This window comes from Allobosea sp. P4_E12 (genome assembly GCF_056401655.1).
On the sequence record NZ_JBFUIY010000011.1, the window covers coordinates 190,039 to 214,671 of the forward strand.

Annotated in this window: 26 protein-coding genes; 14 read left to right on the top strand and 12 right to left on the bottom strand. The window is 65.7% G+C overall.

What is annotated here, in order from left to right; genetic code table 11:
- Positions 1–27 precede the first annotated feature (27 nt).
- Positions 28–513 (top strand): peroxiredoxin, encoded by a 486-nt coding sequence (locus AC1DW9_RS16515; protein WP_113518915.1) that lies wholly within the window; start codon positions 28–30, stop codon positions 511–513.
- Positions 514–663: 150 nt separating this feature from the next.
- Positions 664–1,113, top strand: coding sequence for a GNAT family N-acetyltransferase (locus AC1DW9_RS16520; RefSeq protein ID WP_069877496.1), 450 nt, complete (start codon positions 664–666; stop codon positions 1,111–1,113).
- Between the two features lie 15 nt (positions 1,114–1,128).
- Here AC1DW9_RS16520 and rnhA read toward each other — a convergent pair whose 3' ends face one another.
- Genes rnhA through ispH form a run of 3 tightly spaced genes read right to left on the bottom strand, consistent with a single transcriptional unit; the run spans position 1,129 to position 3,515 of the window.
- Positions 1,129–1,575 carry a ribonuclease HI gene (gene rnhA, locus AC1DW9_RS16525; protein WP_441506435.1) on the bottom strand — a complete coding sequence of 149 codons (447 nt, stop codon included), beginning with the start codon at positions 1,573–1,575 and terminating at the stop codon, positions 1,129–1,131.
- A complete protein-coding gene (locus tag AC1DW9_RS16530) occupies positions 1,572–2,537 on the bottom strand; it encodes a homoserine kinase (RefSeq protein WP_441506434.1) in 966 nt (321 codons plus the stop codon). Before AC1DW9_RS16530 ends, rnhA begins: the two co-directional genes overlap by 4 nt.
- Before the next feature lie 6 nt (positions 2,538–2,543).
- Complete coding sequence (ispH, locus tag AC1DW9_RS16535; protein WP_441488898.1) at positions 2,544–3,515, bottom strand: 4-hydroxy-3-methylbut-2-enyl diphosphate reductase; 972 nt, start codon at positions 3,513–3,515, stop codon at positions 2,544–2,546.
- 196 nt (positions 3,516–3,711) lie between these two features.
- On the opposite strand from ispH, the gene AC1DW9_RS16540 reads away from it, so the two are divergent.
- From AC1DW9_RS16540 to AC1DW9_RS16550, 3 genes are all read left to right on the top strand, one after another.
- Positions 3,712–5,571: a monovalent cation:proton antiporter-2 (CPA2) family protein gene (locus AC1DW9_RS16540; protein ID WP_441506433.1), complete on the top strand. Its 1,860-nt coding sequence runs from the start codon at positions 3,712–3,714 to the stop codon at positions 5,569–5,571.
- Complete coding sequence (locus tag AC1DW9_RS16545; protein ID WP_476770029.1) at positions 5,568–6,923, top strand: MATE family efflux transporter; 1,356 nt, start codon at positions 5,568–5,570, stop codon at positions 6,921–6,923. Before AC1DW9_RS16540 ends, AC1DW9_RS16545 begins: the two co-directional genes overlap by 4 nt.
- A gap of 99 nt (positions 6,924–7,022) precedes the next feature.
- Complete coding sequence (locus tag AC1DW9_RS16550) at positions 7,023–7,982, top strand: DUF937 domain-containing protein (RefSeq protein WP_441488895.1); 960 nt, start codon at positions 7,023–7,025, stop codon at positions 7,980–7,982.
- 122 nt (positions 7,983–8,104) lie between these two features.
- Here the strand turns inward: AC1DW9_RS16550 and AC1DW9_RS16555 are convergent, their stop codons facing one another.
- Together AC1DW9_RS16555 and AC1DW9_RS16560 are read right to left on the bottom strand one after the other, a co-directional pair.
- Positions 8,105–10,009 (bottom strand): methyl-accepting chemotaxis protein, encoded by a 1,905-nt coding sequence (locus AC1DW9_RS16555; RefSeq protein WP_476855130.1) that lies wholly within the window; start codon positions 10,007–10,009, stop codon positions 8,105–8,107.
- 224 nt (positions 10,010–10,233) lie between these two features.
- Complete coding sequence (locus AC1DW9_RS16560; RefSeq protein WP_441488893.1) at positions 10,234–10,620, bottom strand: DUF1127 domain-containing protein; 387 nt, start codon at positions 10,618–10,620, stop codon at positions 10,234–10,236.
- Between the two features lie 175 nt (positions 10,621–10,795).
- Between AC1DW9_RS16560 and AC1DW9_RS16565 the strand changes: the two genes are divergently transcribed.
- Positions 10,796–11,677, top strand: a complete 882-nt coding sequence (locus AC1DW9_RS16565; protein ID WP_069877505.1) for a LysR substrate-binding domain-containing protein — start codon at positions 10,796–10,798, stop codon at positions 11,675–11,677.
- Between the two features lie 49 nt (positions 11,678–11,726).
- On the opposite strand, the gene AC1DW9_RS16570 is transcribed toward AC1DW9_RS16565, so the two are convergent.
- From AC1DW9_RS16570 to AC1DW9_RS16585, 4 genes are all read right to left on the bottom strand, one after another.
- Complete coding sequence (locus AC1DW9_RS16570; RefSeq protein WP_441506430.1) at positions 11,727–11,903, bottom strand: Flp family type IVb pilin; 177 nt, start codon at positions 11,901–11,903, stop codon at positions 11,727–11,729.
- A gap of 102 nt (positions 11,904–12,005) precedes the next feature.
- Positions 12,006–13,385 carry a glutamate--cysteine ligase gene (locus AC1DW9_RS16575; protein ID WP_441506429.1) on the bottom strand — a complete coding sequence of 460 codons (1,380 nt, stop codon included), beginning with the start codon at positions 13,383–13,385 and terminating at the stop codon, positions 12,006–12,008.
- A gap of 192 nt (positions 13,386–13,577) precedes the next feature.
- On the bottom strand, positions 13,578–14,750 hold the full coding sequence (locus tag AC1DW9_RS16580; RefSeq protein ID WP_441506428.1) for a carboxylate-amine ligase: 1,173 nt from the start codon (positions 14,748–14,750) through the stop codon (positions 13,578–13,580).
- Between the two features lie 149 nt (positions 14,751–14,899).
- Entirely contained in the window at positions 14,900–15,652 is a 753-nt protein-coding gene (locus AC1DW9_RS16585) for a 16S rRNA (uracil(1498)-N(3))-methyltransferase (RefSeq protein WP_441506427.1), read from the bottom strand.
- A gap of 201 nt (positions 15,653–15,853) precedes the next feature.
- Here AC1DW9_RS16585 and AC1DW9_RS16590 point away from each other — a divergent pair, with 201 nt between their 5' ends.
- Entirely contained in the window at positions 15,854–16,330 is a 477-nt protein-coding gene (locus AC1DW9_RS16590; protein WP_113518927.1) for a hypothetical protein, read from the top strand.
- A gap of 7 nt (positions 16,331–16,337) precedes the next feature.
- Positions 16,338–17,303 (top strand): 4-hydroxybenzoate octaprenyltransferase, encoded by a 966-nt coding sequence (gene ubiA, locus AC1DW9_RS16595; RefSeq protein ID WP_476770475.1) that lies wholly within the window; start codon positions 16,338–16,340, stop codon positions 17,301–17,303.
- A gap of 119 nt (positions 17,304–17,422) precedes the next feature.
- On the opposite strand, the gene AC1DW9_RS16600 is transcribed toward ubiA, so the two are convergent.
- The gene (locus tag AC1DW9_RS16600) at positions 17,423–17,944 is read right to left on the bottom strand and encodes a DUF6101 family protein (protein WP_476855131.1); all 522 of its coding nucleotides are present in this window, start codon (positions 17,942–17,944) and stop codon (positions 17,423–17,425) included.
- Between the two features lie 246 nt (positions 17,945–18,190).
- On the opposite strand from AC1DW9_RS16600, the gene AC1DW9_RS16605 reads away from it, so the two are divergent.
- From AC1DW9_RS16605 to lpxK, 5 genes are all read left to right on the top strand, one after another.
- Entirely contained in the window at positions 18,191–19,018 is an 828-nt protein-coding gene (locus AC1DW9_RS16605; RefSeq protein WP_441488886.1) for a 3'(2'),5'-bisphosphate nucleotidase CysQ, read from the top strand.
- A gap of 109 nt (positions 19,019–19,127) precedes the next feature.
- Complete coding sequence (locus AC1DW9_RS16610) at positions 19,128–19,370, top strand: DUF4170 domain-containing protein (protein WP_441488885.1); 243 nt, start codon at positions 19,128–19,130, stop codon at positions 19,368–19,370.
- A 39-nt stretch (positions 19,371–19,409) separates the two neighbouring features.
- A complete protein-coding gene (locus AC1DW9_RS16615; protein ID WP_441488884.1) occupies positions 19,410–20,141 on the top strand; it encodes a lysophospholipid acyltransferase family protein in 732 nt (243 codons plus the stop codon).
- Complete coding sequence (locus AC1DW9_RS16620) at positions 20,138–21,442, top strand: 3-deoxy-D-manno-octulosonic acid transferase (RefSeq protein WP_441488883.1); 1,305 nt, start codon at positions 20,138–20,140, stop codon at positions 21,440–21,442. The genes AC1DW9_RS16615 and AC1DW9_RS16620 overlap by 4 nt, the downstream gene beginning before the upstream one ends.
- Positions 21,442–22,494, top strand: a complete 1,053-nt coding sequence (gene lpxK, locus AC1DW9_RS16625) for a tetraacyldisaccharide 4'-kinase (RefSeq protein ID WP_441506425.1) — start codon at positions 21,442–21,444, stop codon at positions 22,492–22,494. The genes AC1DW9_RS16620 and lpxK overlap by 1 nt, the downstream gene beginning before the upstream one ends.
- Here the strand turns inward: lpxK and AC1DW9_RS16630 are convergent.
- On the bottom strand, positions 22,440–22,661 hold the full coding sequence (locus AC1DW9_RS16630; RefSeq protein WP_113518934.1) for a DUF2093 domain-containing protein: 222 nt from the start codon (positions 22,659–22,661) through the stop codon (positions 22,440–22,442). The two genes, lpxK and AC1DW9_RS16630, sit on opposite strands and share 55 nt — an antisense overlap.
- Positions 22,662–22,760: 99 nt before the next feature.
- Here AC1DW9_RS16630 and AC1DW9_RS16635 point away from each other — a divergent pair, with 99 nt between their 5' ends.
- Positions 22,761–23,582: a dienelactone hydrolase family protein gene (locus AC1DW9_RS16635; protein ID WP_441506424.1), complete on the top strand. Its 822-nt coding sequence runs from the start codon at positions 22,761–22,763 to the stop codon at positions 23,580–23,582.
- 21 nt (positions 23,583–23,603) lie between these two features.
- Here the strand turns inward: AC1DW9_RS16635 and AC1DW9_RS16640 are convergent, their stop codons facing one another.
- Entirely contained in the window at positions 23,604–24,566 is a 963-nt protein-coding gene (locus AC1DW9_RS16640; RefSeq protein WP_476855132.1) for an IS481 family transposase, read from the bottom strand.
- Positions 24,567–24,633 lie beyond the last annotated feature (67 nt).

A 24,633-nucleotide genomic window follows, 5' to 3' on the forward strand; every position in this document is an offset into this window, starting at 1 on the left:
GGCCGCATGGCTCACGGAGAACAGGCGATGACGATCAAGGTGGGTGACACACTTCCGCAGGCGACGTTCCGCGTGATGACGGCGGACGGCCCGGCAGCGAAGACGACCGAAGACCTGTTCAAGGGCAAGAAAGTGGTGCTGTTTGCGGTGCCCGGCGCCTTCACGCCGACCTGCCACAAGAATCACCTCCCCGGCTATCTCGCCAAGGCTGCAGAGATCAAGGGCAAGGGCGTCGACGCCATCATGGTGACCGGCGTCAACGACGTCTTCGTCATGGATGCGTGGTCGAAGGCAACGGGCGCAGTCGGCGTCATCGAGTTCCTCTCGGACGGCAATGCCGATTTCGCCAAGGAGATCGGGCTTTCGCTCGACGGTTCGGGCTTTGGCCTCGGAACCCGCTCGCAGCGCTATTCGATGATCGTCGAGAACGGCGTGGTCGAGGCTCTCAATGTCGAAGACGCACCGGGCAAGGCCGACGTCTCCGGCGCCGAGGAAATGCTGAAGCAGCTCTGAGCGCTTCGTGCATGAAAGAGCCCGCCCGGCACCCGCCGCGCGGGCTTTTTCATGCCTGCTGCAACGATGCTGATCGAAAGCATGGCGCTTTGTCATGAGACAGATGCAGCGCCCCCGGGCTAGCGTGACAGCGCTATTGGGAGAGGCTGCATGTCCGAGATCACCATCCGCCCGCTCGTCGCGAGCGACCGTACCGCCTGGGGACCGCTCTGGCAGGGCTACCTGACCTTCTACAAGTCGAGCCTGCCGGAAGAGATCCATGACCTGACCTTCGCCCGGCTCACAGGCGGCAAGGAGCCGATGGGTGGCTTCATCGCCGAACGCGACGGCAAGGCTGTCGGCATCGTGCACTGGGTCACGCACCGCACCACCTGGAGCGCCAAGGATATCTGCTATTTGCAGGATCTGTTCGTCAGCCCGGATATCCGTGGCGGCGGCGGCGGCCGGAAGCTGATCGAAGCCGTGCGGCAGATGGCCGAGGCCAAGGGCTGTTTCCGCGTCTACTGGCAGACGCATGAGACGAATCTTCAGGCGCGCGAACTCTACGACAAGGTCGCCGATCTCTCGGGCTTCCTGGTCTATCGGCAGCCGCTCGGCTGACGAGCCTGCTGGGCTCTATCGCCCTGGCTTGAACGGCGCCATGCCGGCGCGGGCGAGCATATCGGCGCGCTCGTTCATCTCATCGCCGGCGTGGCCCTTGACCCATTTCCACTCGATCTTGTGACGGCCGAGCGCGGCATCGAGGCGCTTCCAGAGCTCCTCGTTCTTCACCGGTTTCCGGTCGGCCGTCTTCCACCCGTTCTTCTTCCAGCCATGGATCCAGCCGGTGATGCCCTGACGCAGGTACTGGCTGTCGGTATGCAGCGCCACCGTGCAGGGCCGCGTCAGCGTCTCGAGCGCCGAAATCGCCGCCATCAGCTCCATGCGGTTGTTGGTGGTCATCTGTTCGCCGCCCGAGAGCTCGCGCGCCTTGCCATTGTAGCTGAGGATCGCGCCCCAGCCCCCCGGGCCGGGATTGCCCGAGCAGGCCCCGTCGGTCCAGATCTCTACTGTATCGCTCATCGTTTCAGGCCGTATTCGCGGGCGTCACCGACGCGCTGGTGGAAGGCAAGTTTGCGGTCGTATTCGAGCGGATCGAGCGGCTTGACCAGGGCCCCCGGCGGAACGTTCAACCAGTCCACCAGCCGGGTCAGCAGGAAACGCAGGGCCGAGCCGCGACAGAGCGCCGGAAGCGCCTCAACCTCGGCGGGGGTCAGGGCGCGCACGCTTTCATAGCCCGCGAGGATCGCCTGCCCCTTGGTGAGATTGAACGACGCATCGGCCTCGAAGCACCAGGCATTCAGGCAGATGGCGAGATCATAGGCAAAGGCGTCGGTGCAGGCGAAATAGAAGTCGATCAGTCCCGACAACCGGTCCTTGATGAAGAAGACGTTGTTGGGAAAGAGATCGGCGTGGATCACGCCGCGCGGCAGGCTCTGTGGCCAGTTGGCCTCGTGGAACGCGATTTCCGTCATGACGCGCTTCGCCAGTCCAGGCGAGACCGTCTCGGCCCCGGCACCGGCCTGTTCCGCCAGCGGCCGCCAGCCCGCGACTGACAGATCATTGGACCGGGTCATGCCGAAGCCCTCGCCCGCCTTGTGCAGGAGCGCCAGCCCACGCCCGACCTCGGCGCAATGAGCAGCCGTCGGACGACGCACGGAGAGACCATCGAGGAAAGTCACGATCGCCGCCGGCCGCCCCGCGAGCCGGCTCACAGCCAGACCGTCCTGCGCCTTGACCGGCAGCGGGCAGATCAGCCCGCGCTCGGCCAGATGTTCCATCAGTCCGAGGAAGAACGGCAGATCAGCCGCGCTCACCCGCTCTTCGTACAGCGTCAGGATGAAGAAGCCCTGCGTGGTGTGCAGCAGGAAATTGGAATTCGAGACCCCCTCGGCGATGCCCTTGACCGCCAGCAGATCACCAATGCCGTAACGCGCCACGAAGGCAGCCATCTCATCGTCGGGCACTTCAGTATAGACGGCCAAATTCGCTCACTCGGCCGCATTCGGCGCAGGCTCGCCGCGCAGTTCGCGCGGCAGGGGGAAGAAGACGCTTTCATCGGCGGTCGAGACGGTCTCGACGCGGACGTCATAGCGCTCGGCGAAGGCATCGATGATCTCTTCGACCAGCACCTCGGGAGCGCTGGCGCCCGCCGTGATGCCCAGCCGCTTGATCGCACCGAAGATCGACCAGTCGATCTCGTCGGCGCGCAGCACCAGCCGCGCAGAGGGGCAACCGGCCCGCTCGGCGACCTCGCGCAGGCGCTGCGAATTGGAGGAATTGGGCGAGCCGACGACAAGAAGTCCGTCGACCAGCGGGGCAACCCGCTTCACCGCCTCCTGACGGTTCGTGGTGGCGTAGCAGATATCTTCCTTGTGCGGCGCGATCAGCTCCGGGAACCGCGCCTGCAGCGCCTGGACGATGCCGCGTGTGTCATCGACCGAAAGCGTGGTCTGGGTGACATAGGCAAGTGGTTGGCCGGTGGGAGGAGCAAGCTGCGCCACGTCGTCCAGCGTCTCGATCAGCGTGATCGCACCCGCAGGCAGCTGGCCCATCGTACCGATGACCTCGGGATGGCCGGCATGGCCGACGAGCAGGATATGGCGGCCGCGCTTGTGATGAACCTCGGCCTCGCGATGCACCTTCGTGACCAGCGGGCAGGTCGCGTCGATGGCGAAAAGTGTCCGCGATGCGGCCTCGGCAGGAACCGATTTCGGCACGCCATGGGCCGAAAATATCACCGGACGGGTGGTGTCGGGCACCTCCGACAGCTCCGCGACGAAGACCGCGCCTTTGCGCTTCAGCGATTCGACGACATATTTGTTGTGCACGATTTCGTGGCGCACATAGACCGGCGCGCCATGCAGCGTGAGCGCCTTCTCGACTGCGTCGATGGCGCGCACGACCCCGGCGCAAAAGCCGCGCGGGGCACAAAGCAGGATGTCGAGCGGCGGCTTGGTCACGCGGTTTCGAGGCCTCGGAAATGGTCAGCGCCTTCTTTCGGCGTGCGCCCCGCGATGTCAAGGAAGAGCAGCGCCGCAGGACGTGACGGGCCGTTGCGCAACTCGCCCCTCGCAGCGCAGCAAGGAAGCGCCTAGATAGGCAGCATGGTCGGCTGTGGCACTTGCGCGGGCCTGCTTTCCACAACGAAGAGTTCCCATGGCCGACGCCAGTCACACGAGTTACCTGCCGCCGATCCTGATTTTCTGTGCAGGCGCAGTCATTGCCGTGCCGCTGTTTCGTCGTCTCGGCCAATCCGCCGTGCTCGGCTATCTTGCGGCCGGCATCGCGATCGGCCCTTCGGTGCTCGCCCTGGTCAATGACCCGGACGCGATCCGGGGCACCGCCGAGATCGGTGTCGTGCTGCTGCTATTCTTGGTTGGGCTGGAGCTTCAGCCGTCACGCCTCTACTCGATGCGCAAGGACATCCTCGGCGCCGGCCTCGCGCAGATGGCGCTCAGCGCGACGGCGATCGGGCTCGTTGGCTGGAAATTCGGTCTCTCCGTCGGCGGCGCCATTGCGGTGGGGCTTGCGCTTGCCCTGTCTGCGACATCGATAGCCCTGCAGGTCCTGGAGGAGCGCGGCGACGGCAGCGAAACCTACGGCCGGCGCACCTTCTCGATCCTGCTGTTCCAGGATATCTCGATCGCTCCAGCGCTGGCGCTGCTCCCCCTGCTGGCGACCACGGGCGCGCAGAACCACGGAGGCGCTCCGGCACTCGCGGGATTGGGCCTCGCCCTGCTCGCCGTCGCGCTGCTCGTGCTCGTCGGACGCTACCTGCTCAATCCGTTCTTCCGGATCCTCGCCAGCACCGGCGCGAAGGACGTGATGACCGCGGCCGCGCTGCTGATCGTGCTCGGTGCCGCGATGCTGATGGAGCGGGTCGGCCTCTCCATGGCCATGGGCGCCTTCCTCGCCGGAGTGCTGCTGGCGGACTCGCATTTCCGGCACGAGCTCGAAGCCGATATCGAGCCGTTCCGCGGCGTGCTGCTCGGCCTGTTCTTCATGGCGGTCGGCATGTCGCTCGACCTCCAGCTCGTTTTCGAAAACGCCCTGCTGCTGGCGCTCGCGGCGCCATTGCTGGTCGCCTTCAAGATCGTCGTCGCGGCAACGATCCTGCGCGTCTCCTGTTCGTCGAGGACCGAAGCCATACGGGCCGGTGCCCTGCTCTCGCCGGCCGGCGAATTCGCCTTCGTTCTCCTGCCGCTCGGTGCTGCGCTCGGGCTGCTCAACAGCCAGCAGGCGGCCCTGGCGACATCTCTCGCCGCACTCTCGATGCTGATCGGACCGGTTGCCGCCAAGCTGATCGACCTCTGGCTGACCCGGAGCGCCGCCCCGGCGGAAACCATGGAAGAGGATTTCGAAGGTGCCGGCGGCTCCGTCATGGTCATCGGGTTCGGCCGGTTCGGGCAGGTGGTGACCCAGGCCCTGCTGCTGCAGCACATCCCGGTGACGATCATCGACTCCAATGTCGAGCGCATCCGGTCGGCGTCCAAGTTCGGCTTCCGCATCTATTACGGCGACGGCACGAGACTGGACGTGCTGCGTGCTGCCGGCGCCGGGAAGGCCAAGATCATCTGCATCTGCATCGACAATCGCGAAGCGGCCTTGCGGATCGTCGAGATGGCGAGGGCCGAATTCCCCTCCGCACGGCTGCATGTGCGGGCCTATGACCGTGTCCATGCGATCGAGCTGATGAAAGCCGATGTCGACTTCCAGATGCGCGAAACCTTCGAGTCGGCGCTTGGCTTCGGGCGGGTGACGCTGGAGAGCCTCGGCCTCAGCTATGATGAGGCCAGTCTGGTCATCGACAGCGTCCGTGACCGCGACGCCCAGCGCATGGAGATCCAGTATCACGAGGGCATCGCCGCCGGCATCCAGAAGGTGCCGCGCGTCTCGCCGGAGCCGCTGGTTCAACCGAAGGCCAAGTCCAAGGCACTCACCGAGGAGACGCGCGAGGTCATCGAGGATGGCGGAGCTGAAGTCGCGGTCGGCGGCGTCGGAGAACCGGAATTGTGAACGCACCCGTCAACCCCAACCAGGCCGTCTTCGTCAGCGGCTCGACCTTTCGCCATGTCGCGGTGATGACCGCGACCGGAGCGGTCGGGCTGATGGCGATCTTCGTCGTCGACCTGCTCTCGCTGCTCTACGTCTCCTGGCTCGGCCGGCCGGCGGCGACTGCTGGCGTCGGCTTCGCGACGATCGTGCTGTTCCTGACGGTCTCGATCAATATCGGCTTCATGATCGCGGTCTCGGCGCTGGCCTCCCGCACGCTTGGATCCGGAGACCGCAAGGGCGCGCGCCGGATCGCGGGCTCCGCTATGACCTTGATGGCGCTTGCCGCAATCGCGCTCACGCTGCTGGCATTGCCTTGCCTGCCCTGGCTCCTGAGGCATCTTGGGGCGCATGGCGAGGCCTATGACGTCGCCCTCTCATTCCTTTGGATCGCCCTGCCCTCCAATCTTCTGATGGCGCTGGGCATCGGATTTTCGGGCGTACTGCGCGCCATCGGAGATGCCCGGCGCGCCATGTTCGTTACGCTCGGGGGCGGGCTCGCAACTGCAGTGCTCGATCCGCTGTTCATCTTTGGCTTTGCACTCGGCACAGACGGCGCCGCCTGGGCGACCGTGCTGTCACGTGTCATTTTTGCCTTTGTCGGCTTCCGTGGCGCGGTGAAGATCCACGACATGGTCGGCATGCCCAACCGGCAGGCGCTGCTGGCCGACACGCCGCGCACGCTTGCGATCGCCGGCCCGGCGATCCTGACCAATCTCTCGACGCCGATCGCAAACGCAGTCTTCGCCAGCATCTTCGCGCGCTTCGGAGATGGCGCGATCGCGGCAATGGCGATCATGGATCGGTTGGTGCCGGTCGCCTTTGGCGTGATCTTTGCGCTATCGGGCGCAGTCGGGCCGATCCTTGGCCAGAACTGGGGAGCCGGCCGTTTCGACCGCATGCGCCGCGCGCTCAGCGATTCCGTGATCTTCGCCGTGGCCTGCGTCTGCGTTGCCTGGCTCGCGCTCCTCCTGCTGCGCGGCCCGATCGTCGCCGTATTCCATGCCAGCGGCCTGACCGCAGAGCTGGTGATGTTCTTCTGCCTGATCTCCGGGCCGATGTGGATCTTCGTCGCGATACTCTTCGTCGCCAATGCCGCGTTCAACAATCTCGGCATGCCGATCCTGTCGACTCTCTTCAGCTGGGGGCGCGCAACGCTCGGGACGATGCCGATGGCCTGGGTCGGCGCATATTATGCGGGGCCGAAGGGGGCGATGGTCGGCACCGCGCTCGGGGCTGTGGCGTTCGGCCTCGTCGCGCTGGTCTTTGCCTATCGCGGCATCACGCGCCTGGAGCGCCAGCCCAGGGGCGCGTGAGCATCCAGCATCGCGGCGGCCTCGCTTGCCTGCCCGCCCCGCCCTGCTATCGTTCGGGGTGCAGGCGGCGGCAGACCGCGACGAAGACGGAGAGGCGCCATGATGAACCTGTTCGAGATGATGCAATCGGCCCAGAACGGGCAGGCCATGCAGAATCTGGCTCGGCAATACGGGCTCAGCCAACAGCAGACGCAGAGCGCGCTCGACGCCTTGCTGCCGGCCTTCACCATGGGACTGCAGCGCCAGACGCAGGACCCCCGCGCTTTCGGCAATCTCGCCCAGATGATGACGGCCTCGCCCTTCGGCTCGCTCTATGACGCCGATGGCGATGGCATTCCCGACAACGCCGCGATGATGGGCAACAACGTCCTCAACCAGCTCTTCGGCTCGAAGGACGTCAGCAACGCGCTGGCCGCCCAGGCTGCGGCGACCAGCGGCGTCGGCCAGGCGGTTCTGAAACAGATGCTGCCGGTCATCGCCTCCATGATCATGGGCGGGTTGTTCAAGTCGACCAGCAATCAGGGGCTCGGCGGCATCTTCGGGCAATTCGCCGAGATGATGCAGGGCAGGATGCCGGGCCAGCAGCCCGCGCCCCAAACCCAACCGCAAACGCCGGGGAGCTCGCTCGACGCGATTCTCGGGAGCCTGTTCGGGCAGGCGGCTGGTGCCCCTCCGACACAGGGTGGCGGTCCCTTTGGCGGCGGTCCGCTCGGAGGTGGTCCTCTGGGCGGGGCAAGGCCAGGCGAACCGGCCGGGGCCGACCCGATGGGCGGGCTTCTCGGCCAGATCCTGACCGGGATGCTTGGCGGTGCAGCGGCTCAGCCCCAGGCGGCGCCGCCCCCGTCACAACCGCGTGGCCAGGCCACCAGGCCCACGGCAGAGCCTGAGCTTGAGCCGGAACCGGACCAGCCGGCGCCTTCGGGCGAAGCCGGGCCGGGGTCGATCGGCCTCGACGCGCTGAACCAGATGTTCGAGCATGGTCGCCAGGTGCAGGACGACCATCAGAACGCGCTGAAGTCGATTCTGGACGCGATGCTCGGCGGCGGGCAGCGTCGCTAATTCATCGGACCGGATATCGTATCCGGCCTGATGACTTAACCTTTTGTCTTTGCATCGGCTTTGCCGAAAACCGCAATCCGCTTTTCGGGCCGATGCTTTCGGCACTCATCGCCCTGTCCCGATCAGGCGCTGCGCCGCTGCGACCACTCGATCACGGCGCCACGGCCTTCGGACATGGCCGCAGCGATCGCCCGGAGATCGGCGACATTGTCGCGCGTGCGGAAGCTCGAGACGAGATCGTTGAGGCGCCGGATCTGATCGCCCAGTGCGCTGGCAGAGGCTGCGCTCTGTTCGGCCAGTGCGGCGTTCTGCTGGGTCATCTCGTCCATAAGCGCGACCGACTGGCTCATCTCGTCGATTCCATTGGCCTGCTCGGCCGAGGCCGCGGAGATTTCGGATACGGTCGCGGAGACTTTTCGCGATGCGGCCACGATCTGATCGAGCGCTTCACCGGCAGAGCGGACGAGCCCGACGCCCTGGGCCACCTCCGCTMCCGATTCCGAGATCAGCGCGCTGATACCCTTGGCGGCCTCGCCCGAGCGCTGCGCCAGCGTGCGGACCTCCGAGGCGACCACGGCAAAGCCCCTGCCGGCATCGCCCGCCCGCGCCGCTTCGACCGCCGCATTCAAGGCGAGCAGATTGGTCTGAAAGGCGATCTCGTCGATGACCGAGGTGATGTCGGAGATCTTTCGTGAGGCCGTCTCGATGCGTGCCATTGCAGCGACCGCATCATGGACGATTGCACCGCCCCGTTGCGCCACGCTCATCGCCTCATCGGCCAGCGAGACGGCCTGCTTCGATGCCTGCGCAGAGGCCTTGACCGAGGCGGCAAGCTCTTCCGTGGTTGCCGCAGTCTCCTCCAGCGAGGACGCCTGTTCCTCGGTGCGCTTCGAGAGATCGTCTGCGCCCATATTGATCTCGCGCGCCGCGTTGCCGACATCGGCCGCAGTCGCCTGGATGGTGGTGATCGTCATCGAGAGATGCTCCACCGCCGTATTGAAATCGTCGCGCAGCTTCTCATAGGCAGCGGTAACCTCCGCATCGATGCGATGGCTGAGATCGCTCTTCGAGAGCAGGTCGAGGCCCTCTGCCAGCAGCCCCATGACCAGCCCCTGCTCCCGCGCGAGTTGCTCCTGCTGCTTTGCCTGCTCGGCCCGCTCGGTCTCGATCTGCCGGCGCTGCTGCTCGGAAAGGTCTCGTCCCTCGGCGCTCTCCGCCTCGAGACGCTGCACGGCAAGGCCGTTTTCCTTGAAGACCTGAACCGCACGCGCCATCGCGCCGATCTCGTCCTTGCGCGCCTGGCCCTGAACTTCGACCGCGTAATCGCCCCTGGCGAGATCATCCATGCGCGATCTCAGCGCTTCCAGCGGCCTGGTGATCGAAAACCGGGTCAGCAAGGCAGCACCGCCCAGGCCAAGCAGGATGCCCAGGGCTGAGAGGCCCAGAATGACGATGCTCAGTTCGCTGGCCTCGGCATCGAGCGTTTCCGAGGTCGCCTGGGTTTCCGTCTTGATGGCTTCGTTGAGTTTGCCTGCGGCGGTGACGATCTCGCCAATTGTGCGATCGAGCTGGGACATGACCGACAACGCGGCCAGATCCTCGTCCTTCGCGGCCTGGGCGACGATATCGTCGATCTGCGGTTTGAGCGCGGAGAGTGCCCGGCCCATGGCGTCGAACTCGGCAGCCTTCTGCGGGAAGCTGATCTTGGCCTCGATCAGCTGGAACTGCGCACGGTCATAGGCCTTGCGCACATCCTCGATGCTGGTCGCGTTCTGCTTCATGAATTCGGGATAGGCGATCGCCTTGTAGAGATCGCGCACGATGTCGGTCATGGCGCGGGTGGTCCGGCCCGAATCGAGGATCGCCGTCGCATTGTGCGAGATCAGATCGGAATATGCCTTCTGGATCCGCGCATATTCGCGGCCGGCATAGACGGCAGTTGCAACGCTGATCAATCCGAGAACGATCAGCGGGATCGCGATCTTGGTCCTGAGACGCAGATCCTGAAAGCGCAGAGAAATCCGCATACCGACACCCACCCCCCCGAGAAGCATCGAACCGGGCATCGCCGCGGCATGTCGGGAACGTTCGGCGGGAATGCTGAAAAATAGGTTACGAATGCCGATTAGGGCCAAATTGCAGGCGAAATGGCTTCAAATCCCGCTTCCGCCATGCCCGGCGAGAGCTTGGAAAAGAAAAACGGACGGAAGCACGAAGCTCCCGCCCGCAAGAAACGCGCAGTGCCAAGGGGTCAGGCGCTGCACGCAACCGTCGAATTCGAACCGGCCGCGACCGGACGCGGCGTGAGAGGCTTGGCGACAGCATTCTTCACCTGAGCCTGTCGAACGCCCTCTTCGCGCCGGAGAGAGGCGACGCCGGCCCGCGCGCTGGAGCGGGCCGCGAGAGCCGCCGAAGGGTCCTTCAGCCAGGATACGGTCAGCGCGCCGTCGATATCGGAGCGGACGAGACCGATATCCTTGAGGCCGCGCTCGTCGAGTTCGGAGAGCCTCAGCACCTCACGGCGGTGAATCAGAGCGCGCGTCAAGGCTTTCACGCCAACATAACCGCCGGCCACAACACGCGTGACGCCGGTGGCGACGAACGAGAGCGACTTCGGAACGAATGTCAGGATCAGCATGGCGACCTCCTTCAGGGGTCTGGCGGCAAAACGAGCATTTTCCGGCCCGGCTGGAGCGCACCGACGACACGGACTGGAGAATGTGCGCAGGATAGCTTTGCGCTGGCCATCAGCCAAACGAATGGTTATGATGCTTCACAGCACGGATATTGATGATCCATCGTGGGGGTGCTCCATGGCGCATGTTCTCGACGCCGACCAGCTCAAGACCTTTGTCGCCATTGCCGATACGGGCTCGTTCACTCGCGCGGCGGAGATCGTCTACAAGACGCAATCCGCCGTCTCGATGCAGATGAAGCGCCTTGAGGAACGGGTCGGGCGCCCGCTCTTCGGCCGCGACGGACGCCACGCCAAGCTGACGGAAGATGGTGAGCGCCTGCTGGATTACGCGCGCCGCATCGTGCGCCTCAATCTCGAATGCGTGGCGAGCTTCGCCGATGCAGACCTCAAGGGGCGCATCCGCCTCGGCGTCCCCGACGACTATGCCGACCGCTATCTACCCGAGATCCTGGCTCGCTTTGCTCATTCCAACCCGCGCGCCGAGGTGACGGTCGTCTGCGAGCCGACTCCGATGCTGGCCGAGCGCATCGGCACCGGTGATATCGACCTTGCCATCATCACCCATGTCGAAGGCCGCGGTCAGGGCGAGATCATCCGGATCGAGCCACTGCTCTGGGTCACCTCTGCGCGCCATACCGTCCATGAGGAGGACCCGCTCCCGCTCGCGCTCGGCCGTCCGACCTGCAATTGGCGGCAGGCTGCGGTCGAAGCGCTGGAGAAGAAGGGGCGCCGCTTCCGCGTGCTCTATGCGAGCTGGAATTCGACTGCGGTCGGTGCAGCCGTGGTCGCCGGCCTCGCCGTCTCTGTGCTGCCGGAGAGCGCGATCAGGCCCGGTATGCGCATACTCGGCCCCAGCGAGGGCTATGCAACCCTGCCGTCCTGCAAGATCGGGCTATTGCGCACGCGCTTCGACCCGTCGGTGCTCTCCAATGCCCTGGCGGAGCACATCATCCAAAGCCTCGACAACCTCGCGAGCTTCAAGACGGCGGCGGAGTAGAACCGTCCGCAGCCTGCCCTGGGCCCGGCTCCCTCGGGAGCCGTGGTTTTCAGGGATTGAGCCCGGTCTGTACCGCTTCGAATACACCGCGTACGAACCGACCTATCTCCTGCCCGCCGACGATCACGGACATCGAGATCAGGCCAGCAACGAGCCCATACTCGATCGCCGTCGCGCCGCGGTTGTCGCGGGCGAAGCCGAGAAGAAGGGTGAGCAATCGTTCCATGGCCGGATGCTCGCTCCGAAGCTTCGGAGAAAGCGTTAACGCCCGATGGCAAATGCCGCGAACCACCGACCTTGCCTGGGAATTCCCTGGCTGATCGGCCGTTTAGATGAGCAAATCCTTAAAGACCGGCTCGACACGCTCGTTCCATTCCCCGCGATACCGGTCGGCAAGGTCCTGAGCCAGGCTGCGGCCGCTCTCGGCAATCGCGAGAACAGGATCAAGGAAACGCGTCTCGTCCTCGCCCTTGCCGTTCAGGCGGGCGCGGCGCGCGAGACCAGCGCGCGACAATTCCAGAACCTGTTGCGCAATCTCACGCGCGCTGCGGCCGGCGACTGTGGCAGAGAGCCCCGCCGCAGGCACTGCGTCGCGCAGGCCCTGACGCTCCTCGGTGCTCCAGCCTTTGACCAGGTCCCAGGCGGCGTCGAGCGCGACCTGATCATAGAGCAATCCGACCCAGAAGGCGGGCAACGAGTTCAGCAAGGCGGGCGGCCCGGCATCGGCGCCCCGCATTTCCAGAAAGCGCTTCAGCCGGACCTCGGGGAACAATGTCGACAGGTGGTTGGCCCAATCGGACATGGTCGCGTGCTCGCCCGGAAGCTGCGGCAACCGGCCGGCGAGCAGATCGCGGAAGGAGGCGCCCGTCACGTCGTGGTAGACCGGCCCGCGTTTGACGAAATACATCGGCACGTCGAGCGCCCAGTCGACATAGCCCTCGTAGGACATGCCCTCATCGAACACGAAGGGCAGCATGCCCGAACGGGCATTGTCGGTATCGAGCCAGATTTCGGAACGGACCGACTGGAAGCCGTTGAGCTTGCCCTCGGTGAAGGGCGAAGAAGCGAAGAGCGCGGTTGCGATCGGCTGCAGGGCAATCGAAACCCTGAGCTTCTTCACCATGTCCGCCTCGTCGGCAAAATCGAGGTTCACCTGCACGGTGCAGGTCCGGAACATCATGTCGAGGCCGCGCGTGCCGACCTTCGGCATGTAGTTGGCCATGATCCGGTAGCGGCCCTTCGGCATGACCGGGGTCTGCTCCCGCGTCCAGAGCGGCGAGTGGCCCAGCGCCAGGAAGCCGATATCGTGAGGCTCGGCGACCGCTTTCACATCGGCAAGATGCGCGGCGAGCTCCGCCGCCGTTTCATGCAGCGTTTCGACCGGCGCGCCGGAGAGTTCGAACTGGCCACCGGGTTCAAGCGAGATCGCCCCGCCACCTTCGGGCCCGGCCAAGCCAATGATATGGCCATCGTCAATGATCGGCTCCCAGCCGAGCCGCTGCTGCATGCCCTCGAGCAGGTGCCGGATACCGCCCGCGGCCCCGCGCCCCTCGTACGGCACGGCGCCGATATCCGCGCGGTAGAACGGGAACTTCTCGTGCTCGGTGCCGATCCGGAAGGCGGAGCGAGGCTTCTCGCCTGCCGCAATCCAGCCGATCAGCTCGGACTTCGACGCGATCGGGGTGGAATCGGACACATCGCGAGCCATGGGCGCTCCGGCAGGACGAAAGGGTGGCCGACATCTCGCACGCACCGGACGGCACGGGCGAGGCAGGCCCAGGAAGCGTCAGACATATGCGACCGCCGAACGGAGGACAACGACCTCCGTCCCGCGTTGGTGGAAGGAGATTGCTTGCGCAAATGCACAACGCACATGCCGGCATCCGGCATCCGCTTGCGTTCAGGCCACACCGCGCAGGGGCTGGCTCATGTCCTGCAGCCGGCTTGCGCCATAGTTTCGCGTCTCTGACGCCAGCCAGTCGATGACGGAGGCCAGCCCTCCCGCGTCGCTCCCGGTGCGCGCGCGGGCCTCCTCGAAGATGGCGAGCTGTCGATCCGCACTGGTGCCCTGAGCCGCAATCGTCCGGCACTCGCCAAGTTCGGCGGTACAGCCGAGCGCCGCGGCATCGTCCGAAAGCTGATCGATCAGTTCGTCGACCAGGCTCGGAACCGAGCGCATCCCCTTGCTTTCCGGGCAGACCAATCCGCCATGGATCCCATAGCGCTGGGCCCGCCAGACATTCTCTGCTGCGATGGCGCGCGCGGCCGCGGTCAGATCAGCGTTGAGCCCGGGGTTCCTGCAGAGGTGGCGAACAAGGCACCGATAGAGCGCGGCGATGGCCAGCGTATCGTCCAGGCGCGTGCAGCTGTCGGCGATGCGCAATTCCAGCGTCGGATGCTTCTCTGAAGGGCGAATCGCCCACCAGATATAGCTGGCATCCTTGATCGCCCCGGCCGCGACCAGGGTATCGACATAGGCGCGGTAGTCGGCGGGTTCGAGGAAGAGCTCCGGCAGGCCGGTGCGCGGTAGTTCCGCGTAGGCGGATAGTCTGTAGCCCATCAGGCCGGTGCGCCGCCCCTGCCAGAAGGGAGACGACGTCGACAGCGCGAGAAACACCGGGAGGAACGGCATGATCCGCCCCATCAGCCGGATGCGCTGATCTTCGTCCGGCACCTCGACATGGATATGGAGCCCACAGAGCTGGTTGCGGCTGCCGAGCATCTGGAGTTCGCGCATCAGCTTGTCATAGCGAGCCGCCTCGGTGGCGCGCTGGCGCGACCAGGCCGCGCTCGGATGCGTGCCGCAGGCGAGCAGGAGCATGTCATGCGCCAGCCCGATGCTCGCAAGGCCGGTCCGCAGCGTCGCCAGCGATTTGCGCGCCTCTGCCATCGTCTCGCAGACCGGTGTCGCCACCTCGATCTGGGACTGCAGCATCTCCCGTTGGACTTCGCTCGGAAACGCCGCATGCACGGCATCGAGGAATGCCGGCGAGATCTTCCGGACGATGCCACGTGTCGTGAAATCGGACAGGAAATACTCTTCTTCGATACCGAAGCGGCAGGCTTGGCTCATCTCATGGTCCTCGCGGGTCGTCGAATCACGGGAGCAGACCCTCGCGCGCAAAACCGGCCCTGAATGAGCCGGTTCGATGGCACCGCGACGAATGTGGATCTTCCTCCCCAACGACCAACGTGGAATTCGGCGCGTCGTTCCCTGCGCGCTCAGCCCGATCTCGAGACCCAGTCGCCCAATGTCGCCTGGACCAGGGCAAGCGCCGCGACCGCCGCCGTATCGGCGCGCAGGATGCGCGGGCCGAGCGAGATACGGATTGTCTTGGGGCGTGACAGCACTCGCCGGCGCTCCTCGTCGTCAAAGCCACCTTCGGGACCAATCAGCAGGGCGAGCGGCGCCGGCGGGGCTTCCGCCAGCGCGCTCAGGGGACTCGCCGCGGCCATGTCCTCGTCGCAGAAGATCAGCAGGCGCTCGGGCTCGAGAGCGGCCAGCGCCGCATCGAGCGGCTGCTCGGAACGAATTTCCGGCAAGGCCAGGATGCCGCATTGCTCGGCAGCCTCGATGGCATTGGCCCTGAGGCGTTCGAGGTTCAACCGCGAGACCTGCGTGCGTCGGGTGAGCACCGGCTGCAGCACGCCGGCCCCCATCTCCACGGCCTTCTGAGCCATGTAATCGAGCCGCGCGTGTTTCAGCGGCGCAAAGAGATAATGCAGGTCCGGCACGGAGGTCTGGAGCTGCAGCTGCCGCAGCGGGCGCAGGCTCGCCTGCTTCCGCCCTTCCGGAACGATCTCGGCAAGCCATTCGCCGTCGCGCCCGTTGAAGACGAGAACGCCGGCGCCATCGCGCAGGCGCAGGACGTTGAGAAGGTAATTGGCCTGCTCCCGCTCGAGAGGAACGGGCGCATCCTGTGCCAACGTGGAGTCGAGATAGAGCCGATGTTTCGGCAGGTCTGGCATCGGCATAGGCGCAAACAATCTCCCTCTTGCGACAGCAGCCGATCTTGCAATGCCATTGCGGCGGGAAAGTCGCCACATTCTTCGTCTAATCGCAAGAGTCGGTGACAGAATTCAGTTCAATGTCGCCTGACGCTTGGCGAGACCGCCCCTCTGCTGATATGGAGTGCGCGGTTCCAGGAACCCTCATCGATTGGGAGCAGGACTATTATGCGGCGATACGTGGCCTCGGGGTTGATTGCGACGCTCGGCTTGGCAGCGGCGACATTCCTCCACGTCAGCCCGGCGAGCGCTCAGGCCTCGGGCTGCGAACAGCTTCAAAAGCTCCTGCAGGAGCGGCAGTCGATCGTCGCGCGGTTGAACTCCGCGTCCAAGGCCAAGCGCAAGCTGACGCCGGCGGAGGCCTGCGGAACACTCGGCAGCCTCGTCAACAACGGCAACGCCACCCTCAAATTCGCAACCGCCAATCAGGACTGGTGCCAGATTCCGCCGACCTTCGTGGACGGCATGAAGGCCGACAATGAGAAGGCAGCCGGCTTCCGCAATCAGGCCTGCAATGCGGTGAAGCAGCAGGCGGCCATGCAGCGCAAGGCGCAGCAGCAGGCCCAGCAACAGGGCAACAATCCGTTCGGCGGCGGCGATTCTCTGACCGGCGGCCCGATGCGGGTGCCGCAGGGCGCGCTCTGATCTCGCCATGGTCCTGGCCTCGAAGCCAGCCGACATGACCCTGGTTGATGCGCCCCTTCCCGACGCCCTGAAAGGTCATTGGGTCGATACAAGGGCGCCGGTCTGGCTGCGCCCTTATCTCAAGCTTGCCCGCATCGACCGGCCAATCGGCTGGTGGCTGCTGCTGCTTCCGTGCTGGTGGGCCGCAGGGCTTGCAGCCATCGCGAGCGGCAGCGCGTTTCCCAATCTCTGGCACGGCCTGCTTTTCATGGTTGGCGCCATCGTGATGCGAGCCGCCGGCTCGACCTTCAACGATATCGTCGACCGAAAGCTCGATGCTCAGGTGGCACGAACGCGCGGACGCCCGTTGCCCTCCGGGCAGATCACAACCAGGTCCGCCGCGCTCTTCATGGTCGCGCTGTCATTGGTCGGACTGCTGATCCTCGTCCAATTCAATCGCTTCACGATCGTGCTCGGCATCGCCTCGCTGGCGATCGTCGCGATCTATCCCTTCATGAAGCGCATCACCAGCATGCCGCAATTCGTGCTGGGCCTCGCCTTCTCATGGGGCGGGCTCCTGGGCTGGAGCGCCGTGTTCGGGCAGCTCGACCCACCGGCCTACCTGATCTACGCGGCCGCGATCGTCTGGACGATCGGCTACGACACCATCTACGCCATGCAGGATATCGAGGATGATGTCATTGCCGGCATCAAGTCGAGTGCCCGCTATTTCGGGGCCTGGACGCGCGAGGCGGTCGGGTTTTGCTTCACGCTCTCTGTCGCGCTCGCTGGCGTGGCGACCTGGAGCACGGGCGGTGGCGCCATGGCCTGGATTGGACTTGCGGCCTTCGCCGCGCATCTCGCCTGGCAGGTTTCCCGGATCCAGGGCGCGACCTCTCCGGTCGCGCTGGGCCTGTTCCGCTCCAACCGCAACGCCGGCCTGCTGCTGGCCGGCGGCTACGCACTCGATGCGTTGAGCCGCTCTTTCCTGTGAAATGAAGGCCCAAGGCAGCGGCCCGAAGAGCGGTTTGCGTTCTTCGGGGAAAGCCGATGCCGACATGGAAAGATTAGATCATGGACGGGATGCGATATGCGGTCCCCTGATCTAACCGCTCAATCCGTCAGCCGCTCGCCGGAGACGATGACCGGCCGCGCTGGAAGCTGCGCGGTCTYGCGCCGTGTCAGGAAGCGTGGGCGGCGGCCATTGAGAAAGGCGTGCCGACGGCGGATGCGGATCGGCCCCAGTGCCAGCCGGCCGAGCTGAGGAAAGGGCTCGGTGATCACGCCATCGACGGATTCGAGCAACAGCGGCAAACCGCTGCTGCGACCACAGTCGCGCCAGTGTGCCACGGCATCTTCGGCATCGAAGACCGCGACACTGATCGCACGGCCATCGCCGGCCGTCAGAGCGAGTTCCAGACGTTCATCTTCGCCGGACGGATTGGCCAGCCGCAGGGCAATGCCGCGCCAACCGGGGTTTCCGCGCAAGATCCTCACCGAGGCGATGCGCTCGATGCGGGGCGCCTCGACCTGCACCGGCATCGGATTGCGCGCGACTATGCTGCTATGGTTCGGGCAGCCGAGAAGGTTCGGCGCAAAGCCGACCTCCCCGGCAGCCGGCGTGACGCTGGCCATCGGTTTTACGCCTCTCATGTCCCTGCTGCGCGGAGCCCTCTGTGAAGTCCGGGGCTCTCGTGCTTGCAGGGTGGAGAGTGGACCGCAGCCCTATCCGAGCGCTTAAGAGCTTCGGTTAAAGGAATGTGTTGCGGCCATTTGGGCGTCTAAATCGGCCGCTATCCGGCGTGATGCTTGACGGAATCTTTCGCAACTGCGCTGCTTTTTCACCTTGAAACCGCAGCAGGGAGGCTCGATAGGGAGCGCATGACTTCGCAAACGCTGCCTGTCGCCCCGGATCTTCTGCCTCACGTCCGGGAAAGCTGCATCGAGGCGGGTGCGCTGGCACTCGAACTGTTCCGCCCCGGAGCCAAGACCGCGGCCCGGACATGGTCGAAGAGCGGCGGCTCGCCCGTCACCGAAGCCGACATCGCCGTCGACACCTTCCTGCGGATCAGACTCTCGGAATTGCTGCCGGATGCCGCATGGCTATCGGAAGAGACCGCCGACGACGCGCAGCGGCTGTCGCGCCGTCTCGTCTGGGTCGTCGACCCCATCGATGGAACGCGCGCGTTCATGTCGGGCTCGCCGGACTGGGCGGTTTGCGTCGCCCTCCTTGCTGATGGCGCTCCGGTGACCGGCGTCGTGCATGCGCCCGCCTGCGGCGCAACCTATACGGCCCGACGGCACGAGGGGGCCTACTGCAACGACCGGCCGATCGCGACGACCCGCCTGACCAAGCTCGGCGGCGCTCGCATTGCGGGGCCGAAGCCGATGCTCGACGCCTTGGCGCGGATCGAGACGTTCGACGCTGCCGAGAAGATCCCTTCGCTCGCACTCAGGCTGGCACGGATCGCGGACGGCACGATCGATGCCGGGCTGGTCTCCCCTGATGCGCGGGACTGGGACCTTGCCGCCGCGCATCTCGTGCTGGACGAAGCCGGCGGCCAGCTCAGCGACGGGAGCGGCAACCCCGTCGTCTACAACCGCGAGGTACCGATCCACGGCATGCTTGTTGCTAGTGGCGCAAGCCTCGCGGAGCCGCTGCTTGCTGCAATGCAGCGCCTGCGCGAGACCCCGCCGCAGAGCGCATGAAGGCCAGCCGCCTCGGACAAATTCGACCTCGCTCAATCGGCACTCGCACCGCTCGCGCGGATAGCTTATCTGGTGCCGCGGCAGAGCCTCATTCCCGCTGGAGAGACCAATGAACGCGGACACCGACCAGAAGCAGCTTCTTCATCTCGTCTTCGGCGGCGAGCTGAGCTCCCTTGACGGCATCACCTTCAAGGACCTGTCGAAGCTCGACATCGTCGGCATCTACCCGAACTATGCGAGCGCCCATGCGGCCTGGAAGGCCAAGGCACAGGCGACCGTCGACCAGGCCCAGATGCGCTACTTCGTCGTGCACCTGCATCGCCTGCTCGATCCCGAAACCGCGAAGTCCTGAGCTGCGGGACAGGCATTCAGCGGTTCGGAAGCGGAGTTCATGGGCTTTTCCATCCTCAAGACGCGTGTGGCGCAAGAGACGCTCGGCCGGCTGCTGGCCGGCTATCTCAAACTCGTCCGCCGCACCAGCCGAACCGTTGTCGAACCGGCCGACATCTATGATCATATCCGGCCGGAGCTGCCGCTGATCATCGCGATGTGGCACGGCCAGCACATCATGATCCCCTTCGCACGGCCGGATTGGATGCCCGCCTGCTCGCTGGTTTCCCGCCACGGCGATGGCGGATTCAACGCCGTCGCGTTGCGCGAACTCGGCATCGGCGCCATTCGCGGCTCAGGGGCGCTCGGCCGCAAGGTCCGCGAGAAGGGTGGTGCGAGCGCGTTCCTCGCCATGGTTCGACGCCTGGCCGCCGGCGACACCATGGTGCTCACGGCCGACATTCCCAAGCGCGCCCGCGTCGCGGGGCCTGGCATCATCGCGCTGGCCAAGGCATCGGGTCGCCCGGTCCATCCCGTTGCCGTGGTGACGAGCCGGCGCGTCGACTTCAACAGCTGGGACCGCGCCTCGATCGGCCTGCCCTTCGGCCGCTGCGCGATCGTGGTCGGCGATCCGATCCGGATCGCGCGCGATGCCGACGAGGCCACGAGCGAAGCCGCCCGTCTCGCGCTCCAGGCCGGGCTCGACGCGGTCCATGCCCGCGCCTATGAGCTGGTCGGTTCCCGCGACCCCGGCGCGGGGCTCCGCGCTGCAACAGGAGCCAAAGCGGCATGAGCGGCAAGGGCCCCTTCCTCAGAGCCTACCGCATGGCGACTGCGCTGTTCGAGCCGGCCGCTGCAGGCCTGCTGGTCTGGCGCCGTCGCCGCGGCAAGGAAGATCCGACACGCTTCGCCGAGCGCCGCGGCTATCCCGGCGTCCAACGGCCCGACCAGACGCTGATCTGGCTGCATGGCGCCAGCGTCGGCGAGACGGTGACGCTGCTCCCCCTGATCGAGCGCCTGCAGCGGCGCGGGCTGGCCGTTCTCGTGACCTCCGGCACCGTGACCTCGGCGCGCCTGCTTGCAGCGCGTTTGCCAGCCGGCGCCATCCACCAGTACCTGCCGCTCGACGTACCGCGCTACATGCGCCGCTTCCTGGACTATTGGCAGCCGGCCATGGGGCTGATCTGCGAATCCGAAATCTGGCCCAATATGGTGATCGAGGCACGCAAGCGGGATATTCCGCTCGTGCTGGTCAATGCCCGGATGTCGGAGCGCTCCTTCAAGCGCTGGTACAGGGCGCCCAGAACCTCACGCTACCTGCTCTCCAGCTTCGATTCCTGCCTTGCCCAGTCGCAGGGCGACGGCGAGCGTCTTGCCCAGCTCGGCGCGCCGCGTGTCAGCATCGCCGGCAATCTGAAATTCGATGTCGCGGCGCCCCCGGCCGATCCGAACACGCTCGCGATTCTCGATGGGCTGACGGCCGGCCGGCCGATCTGGATCGCCGCCAGCACGCATCCGGGCGAGGAGGAGCAGATCCTGTCGGCCCATCTCGGCATCAAGCCGCATGTGCCGAAGCTGCTCACGATCATCGCTCCGCGGCACCCTCAGCGCGGCCAGGAGATCGAGGATCTCGCCCGGGCCAACGGTGTCGCCGTCGCGCGGCGCGCGGCTGGAGAGATGCCGGACCCCGATATCGAGCTCTATATCGCCGACACGGTCAACGAGCTCGGCCTCTTCTATCGGCTCTCGCAAGTGGCCTTCCTTGGCGGTTCGCTCGTGCCGATGATCGGCGGACATAATCCGATCGAGCCCGCCAAGCTCGGCTGCGCCCTGGTGCACGGGCCGTATGTCCACAACAACGCCGAGATCTTCGCCGCCTTCGATCAAGGCGGCGGTGCGCGTGAAGTTCCCGATGTGCAGGCGCTCGCAGGCGCGGTGCATCGCTGGCTCAGCGACCCGGCAGCCGCACGGCAGGCCGCGCGCGCGGCGGGGCAAACCAGCAAGCAGCTCGGCGGCGCACTGAGCCGCACGGAACAGGCCATCGAACCGCTCTTGATGCGCGTCGCTCTGGGCCAGCGCGAGATCGACAGCTGATGCGCGCACCGGCGTTCTGGTGGCAGCATCGGCCGAGCCTTCTTGCCCGGCTGCTGCAACCGATCGGCTCCCTCTACGGCGCGCTCACCGCGCGCCGCATGCGCCAGACCGGTACCGATGCAGGCATCCCGGTGATCTGTGTCGGGAATTTCATTGCTGGCGGTGCCGGCAAGACACCGACGGCGATCGCGCTGGCCGCGCTTGCGACAGCCCGCGGAGAAACGCCCTTCGTCCTGATGCGGGGCTATGGCGGACGGCTCGCCGGGCCTGTCGAAGTGGACAGGCGTCACCATGATGCCAACGGCGTCGGGGATGAGGCCGTGCTGATGGCCTCTGCCGCCCGCACCGTGGTAGCCCGCGATCGGCCGGCCGGAGCCGCCTTCGCGAAAGCGTTCGGCGCAAGCCTGATCATCATGGATGACGGGCTGCAGAACCCCTCGCTCACCAAACAGCTGCGGTTGGCTGTCGTCGATGGCGCGAGCGGGATCGGCAACGGTCTATGCCTGCCAGCCGGCCCGTTGCGGGCGCCGCTGGCTGAGCAGTTGGCGATGACCGATGCGATCCTGGTGATCGGCCCGGGCGAGGCAGGGGACAGGGTCGCCGCCGCGGCCCGGGAGGCCGGCAAGCCGGTTCTGCGCGGGCGGCTTGCGCTGTCGGCCGGGATTGCCGACAGACTTCGTGGTCAGGCCGTCCTGGCCGTCTCAGGGATCGGACGGCCGGAGAAATTCAGCGCGACCCTGCGCGAGGCCGGCGCCGAGATTCGCGCCGAACATGCCTTCGGCGATCACCACGCCTACACGGCCGAGGACGTGGCCAAGATCATCCACGAGGCAGCGGCGCAGGATTGCCTGGTGGCGACCACCGAAAAGGACATGACAAAGCTCGCTGCACTCTGGCCGTTTGCGGAGCAGCACCGCCTGCTGGCGGTCCCGGTCTCGCTCGTCTTCGACGAACCGAGCGAGATCACGCACCTGCTGGATGGCGTGAAGGCGGGCTCTCAGGCACGCCCGGCGCGGCGCAGCCGCAACAGCACCGCCTCCGGAGAGACATAGGCTTCCTGCCACTCGACCGACCAGTAACGCAGATCGTCGAGCTTGATCGGGGCGCCGGTCACGGCGCAGCGCACGAAGGCGCCGGGGCGCACCACGCGGAATTCGCCGTGACCATAGTCGACGGCAGCTTCGGGTCCCGGCACGGGAGGACGCTCGCTGATGTTCATCTGTAAGATCGAAAACCGTTGCTCAGGGAATGAATTATCCGATAACTCGGAGCTGTGATAGCGTTCCTGCCGATGATGTCCAGTCTCGTCCGACACGTCATGGCCCTTACAGGCCTCGCGCTGCTTTGGTGCGCGCCCGCGTCTGCGGGCGGCTATGAGCGCGTTCGCATCCCGGTCGAGGAAGGACAGCTGGACGGTGTGCTGTACCGCCCGAACGGTCCAGGGCCATTCCCGGCCGTGGTCGCCCTGCATGGTTGCGGCGGCCTGTGGCGCGACAATGGCAAATTGTCCGCCCGGCATTCGGACTGGGGCGAGCGGCTGGCTGCCGCTGGCTACGTCGTGCTGATGCCGGACAGCTACGGCTCGCGCAGGCTCGGTTCACAATGCGGCGTCAAGGAACTGACGGTTCGGGCTAGCCGTGAGCGCGTCGCCGACGCGGCAGCATCACGGCAATGGCTGCAGGCTCGCGATGATGTGCGCGACAAGGAAATCTCCCTGCTCGGCTGGTCCGGTGGCGGCTCCACCGTCCTGACCGCGATCCGCAAGGACAGGCGCCCGGCCGACGGCCAACCCGATTTCGCACGCGCCATCGCCTTCTATCCGGGCTGCCGCTTCCAATCGGAGTCCGCGAGCTTTTCGGCCAGGCTGCCGACCCTCATCCTGATGGGTGATGCGGACGACTGGACGCCGCCAGCGCCCTGCGACCATCTCGCCAAAGCGGCACGGGCGCGCGGCGAAGCCATCGAACTCGTGCTTTATCCCGGCGCGCTGCATGATTTCGATCACCCTCGCCTCGAGGTGAAGGAGCGCAGCGACGTGGCCTATTCCGCGACCGGAACCGGCAAGGTCACGGTGGGGACACATCCTGAAGCCCGCGATGACGCGATCAAACGCGTCAAGAGCTTCCTGATGGGGCGTTGAGGGACCCCGTACCGCGCTCAGCTAGATGTGCGGTCTCGGGATGAGATGGTGCGGATTGATTTTGAAGGGTGACGGGTCACTGATCCAGGCGTCGCAGATGGCCTGATAGGGCGTTCGCCATCGCAGCGCCTTGAGATGCTTGGCGAAGTTGTAGGCGGTAACGAAGACCAGGACGTGGGCCTTCAGGCTTTCCAGGCAATCGTAGTGGAAGATCTTGATCGTGGCGTCCTTGATGGTGCGGTTCATCCGTTCGGCCTGGCCGTTGGTCCATGGATGATAGGGTTTGGTCAGTCGGTGCTCGATGCCGAGCTCCCAGCAAGCGCGGTCGAAGGGATGGCCGCGCATCATGGCTGTCGGACCGGAACGGTTCTTGGGCAGATCAGCGAAAGCCATGCCGTTATCGGTAAGGACCGTGTGTATCTGGTAGGGGAATACCTCGGCCACAGCCCGCAGGAAGTCTGCGCCGATCTTGCTGCCGATGCGCGCGTGGAACTCAACGTAGGTGAACTTGGAGACCCGATCGATAGCCAGGAACATGTGCAGCTTGCCTTCGGCGTGGCGCAGTTCGCAGCTGTCGATGTGGACGTAGCCGATGGCGTAGGTCTTGAACTGGCTGCGCTTGTCCGCCGTTTCATCCTTAGGCAGTCGGGAGATGCCGTGGCGTTGGAGGCAACGGTGCAGGGCGCTGCGGCTGAGGCCGGGGATGGTGTCCTTCAGGCAACCCAGCACGTCGTCCAGCGGCAGCAGTGTCTTCTGCCGGAAGGCCACGACGATGGCTTCCTCGGCCGGCGTCAGCACCGTACTTCGAGGGTCCTTCGGTCCCATGGGCGCATCGGATGTGGTGGTCCTTTTGCGCCACTTGAGCACAGTCTTCGGATTCAAGCCGTAGCGGACGGCAAGGGCCCGGCTGCTCTCTTTCGACCCTTGGAGCTCGGCTCGAACACGCGCCGTCGTGCGGGCGCTGCCATGAAGAACGCTTCCCATAATGCATCCTCCTCCTGACGACTCAGGATCGATGATGCACCATCAGATTTCGGGACTACACATCTAG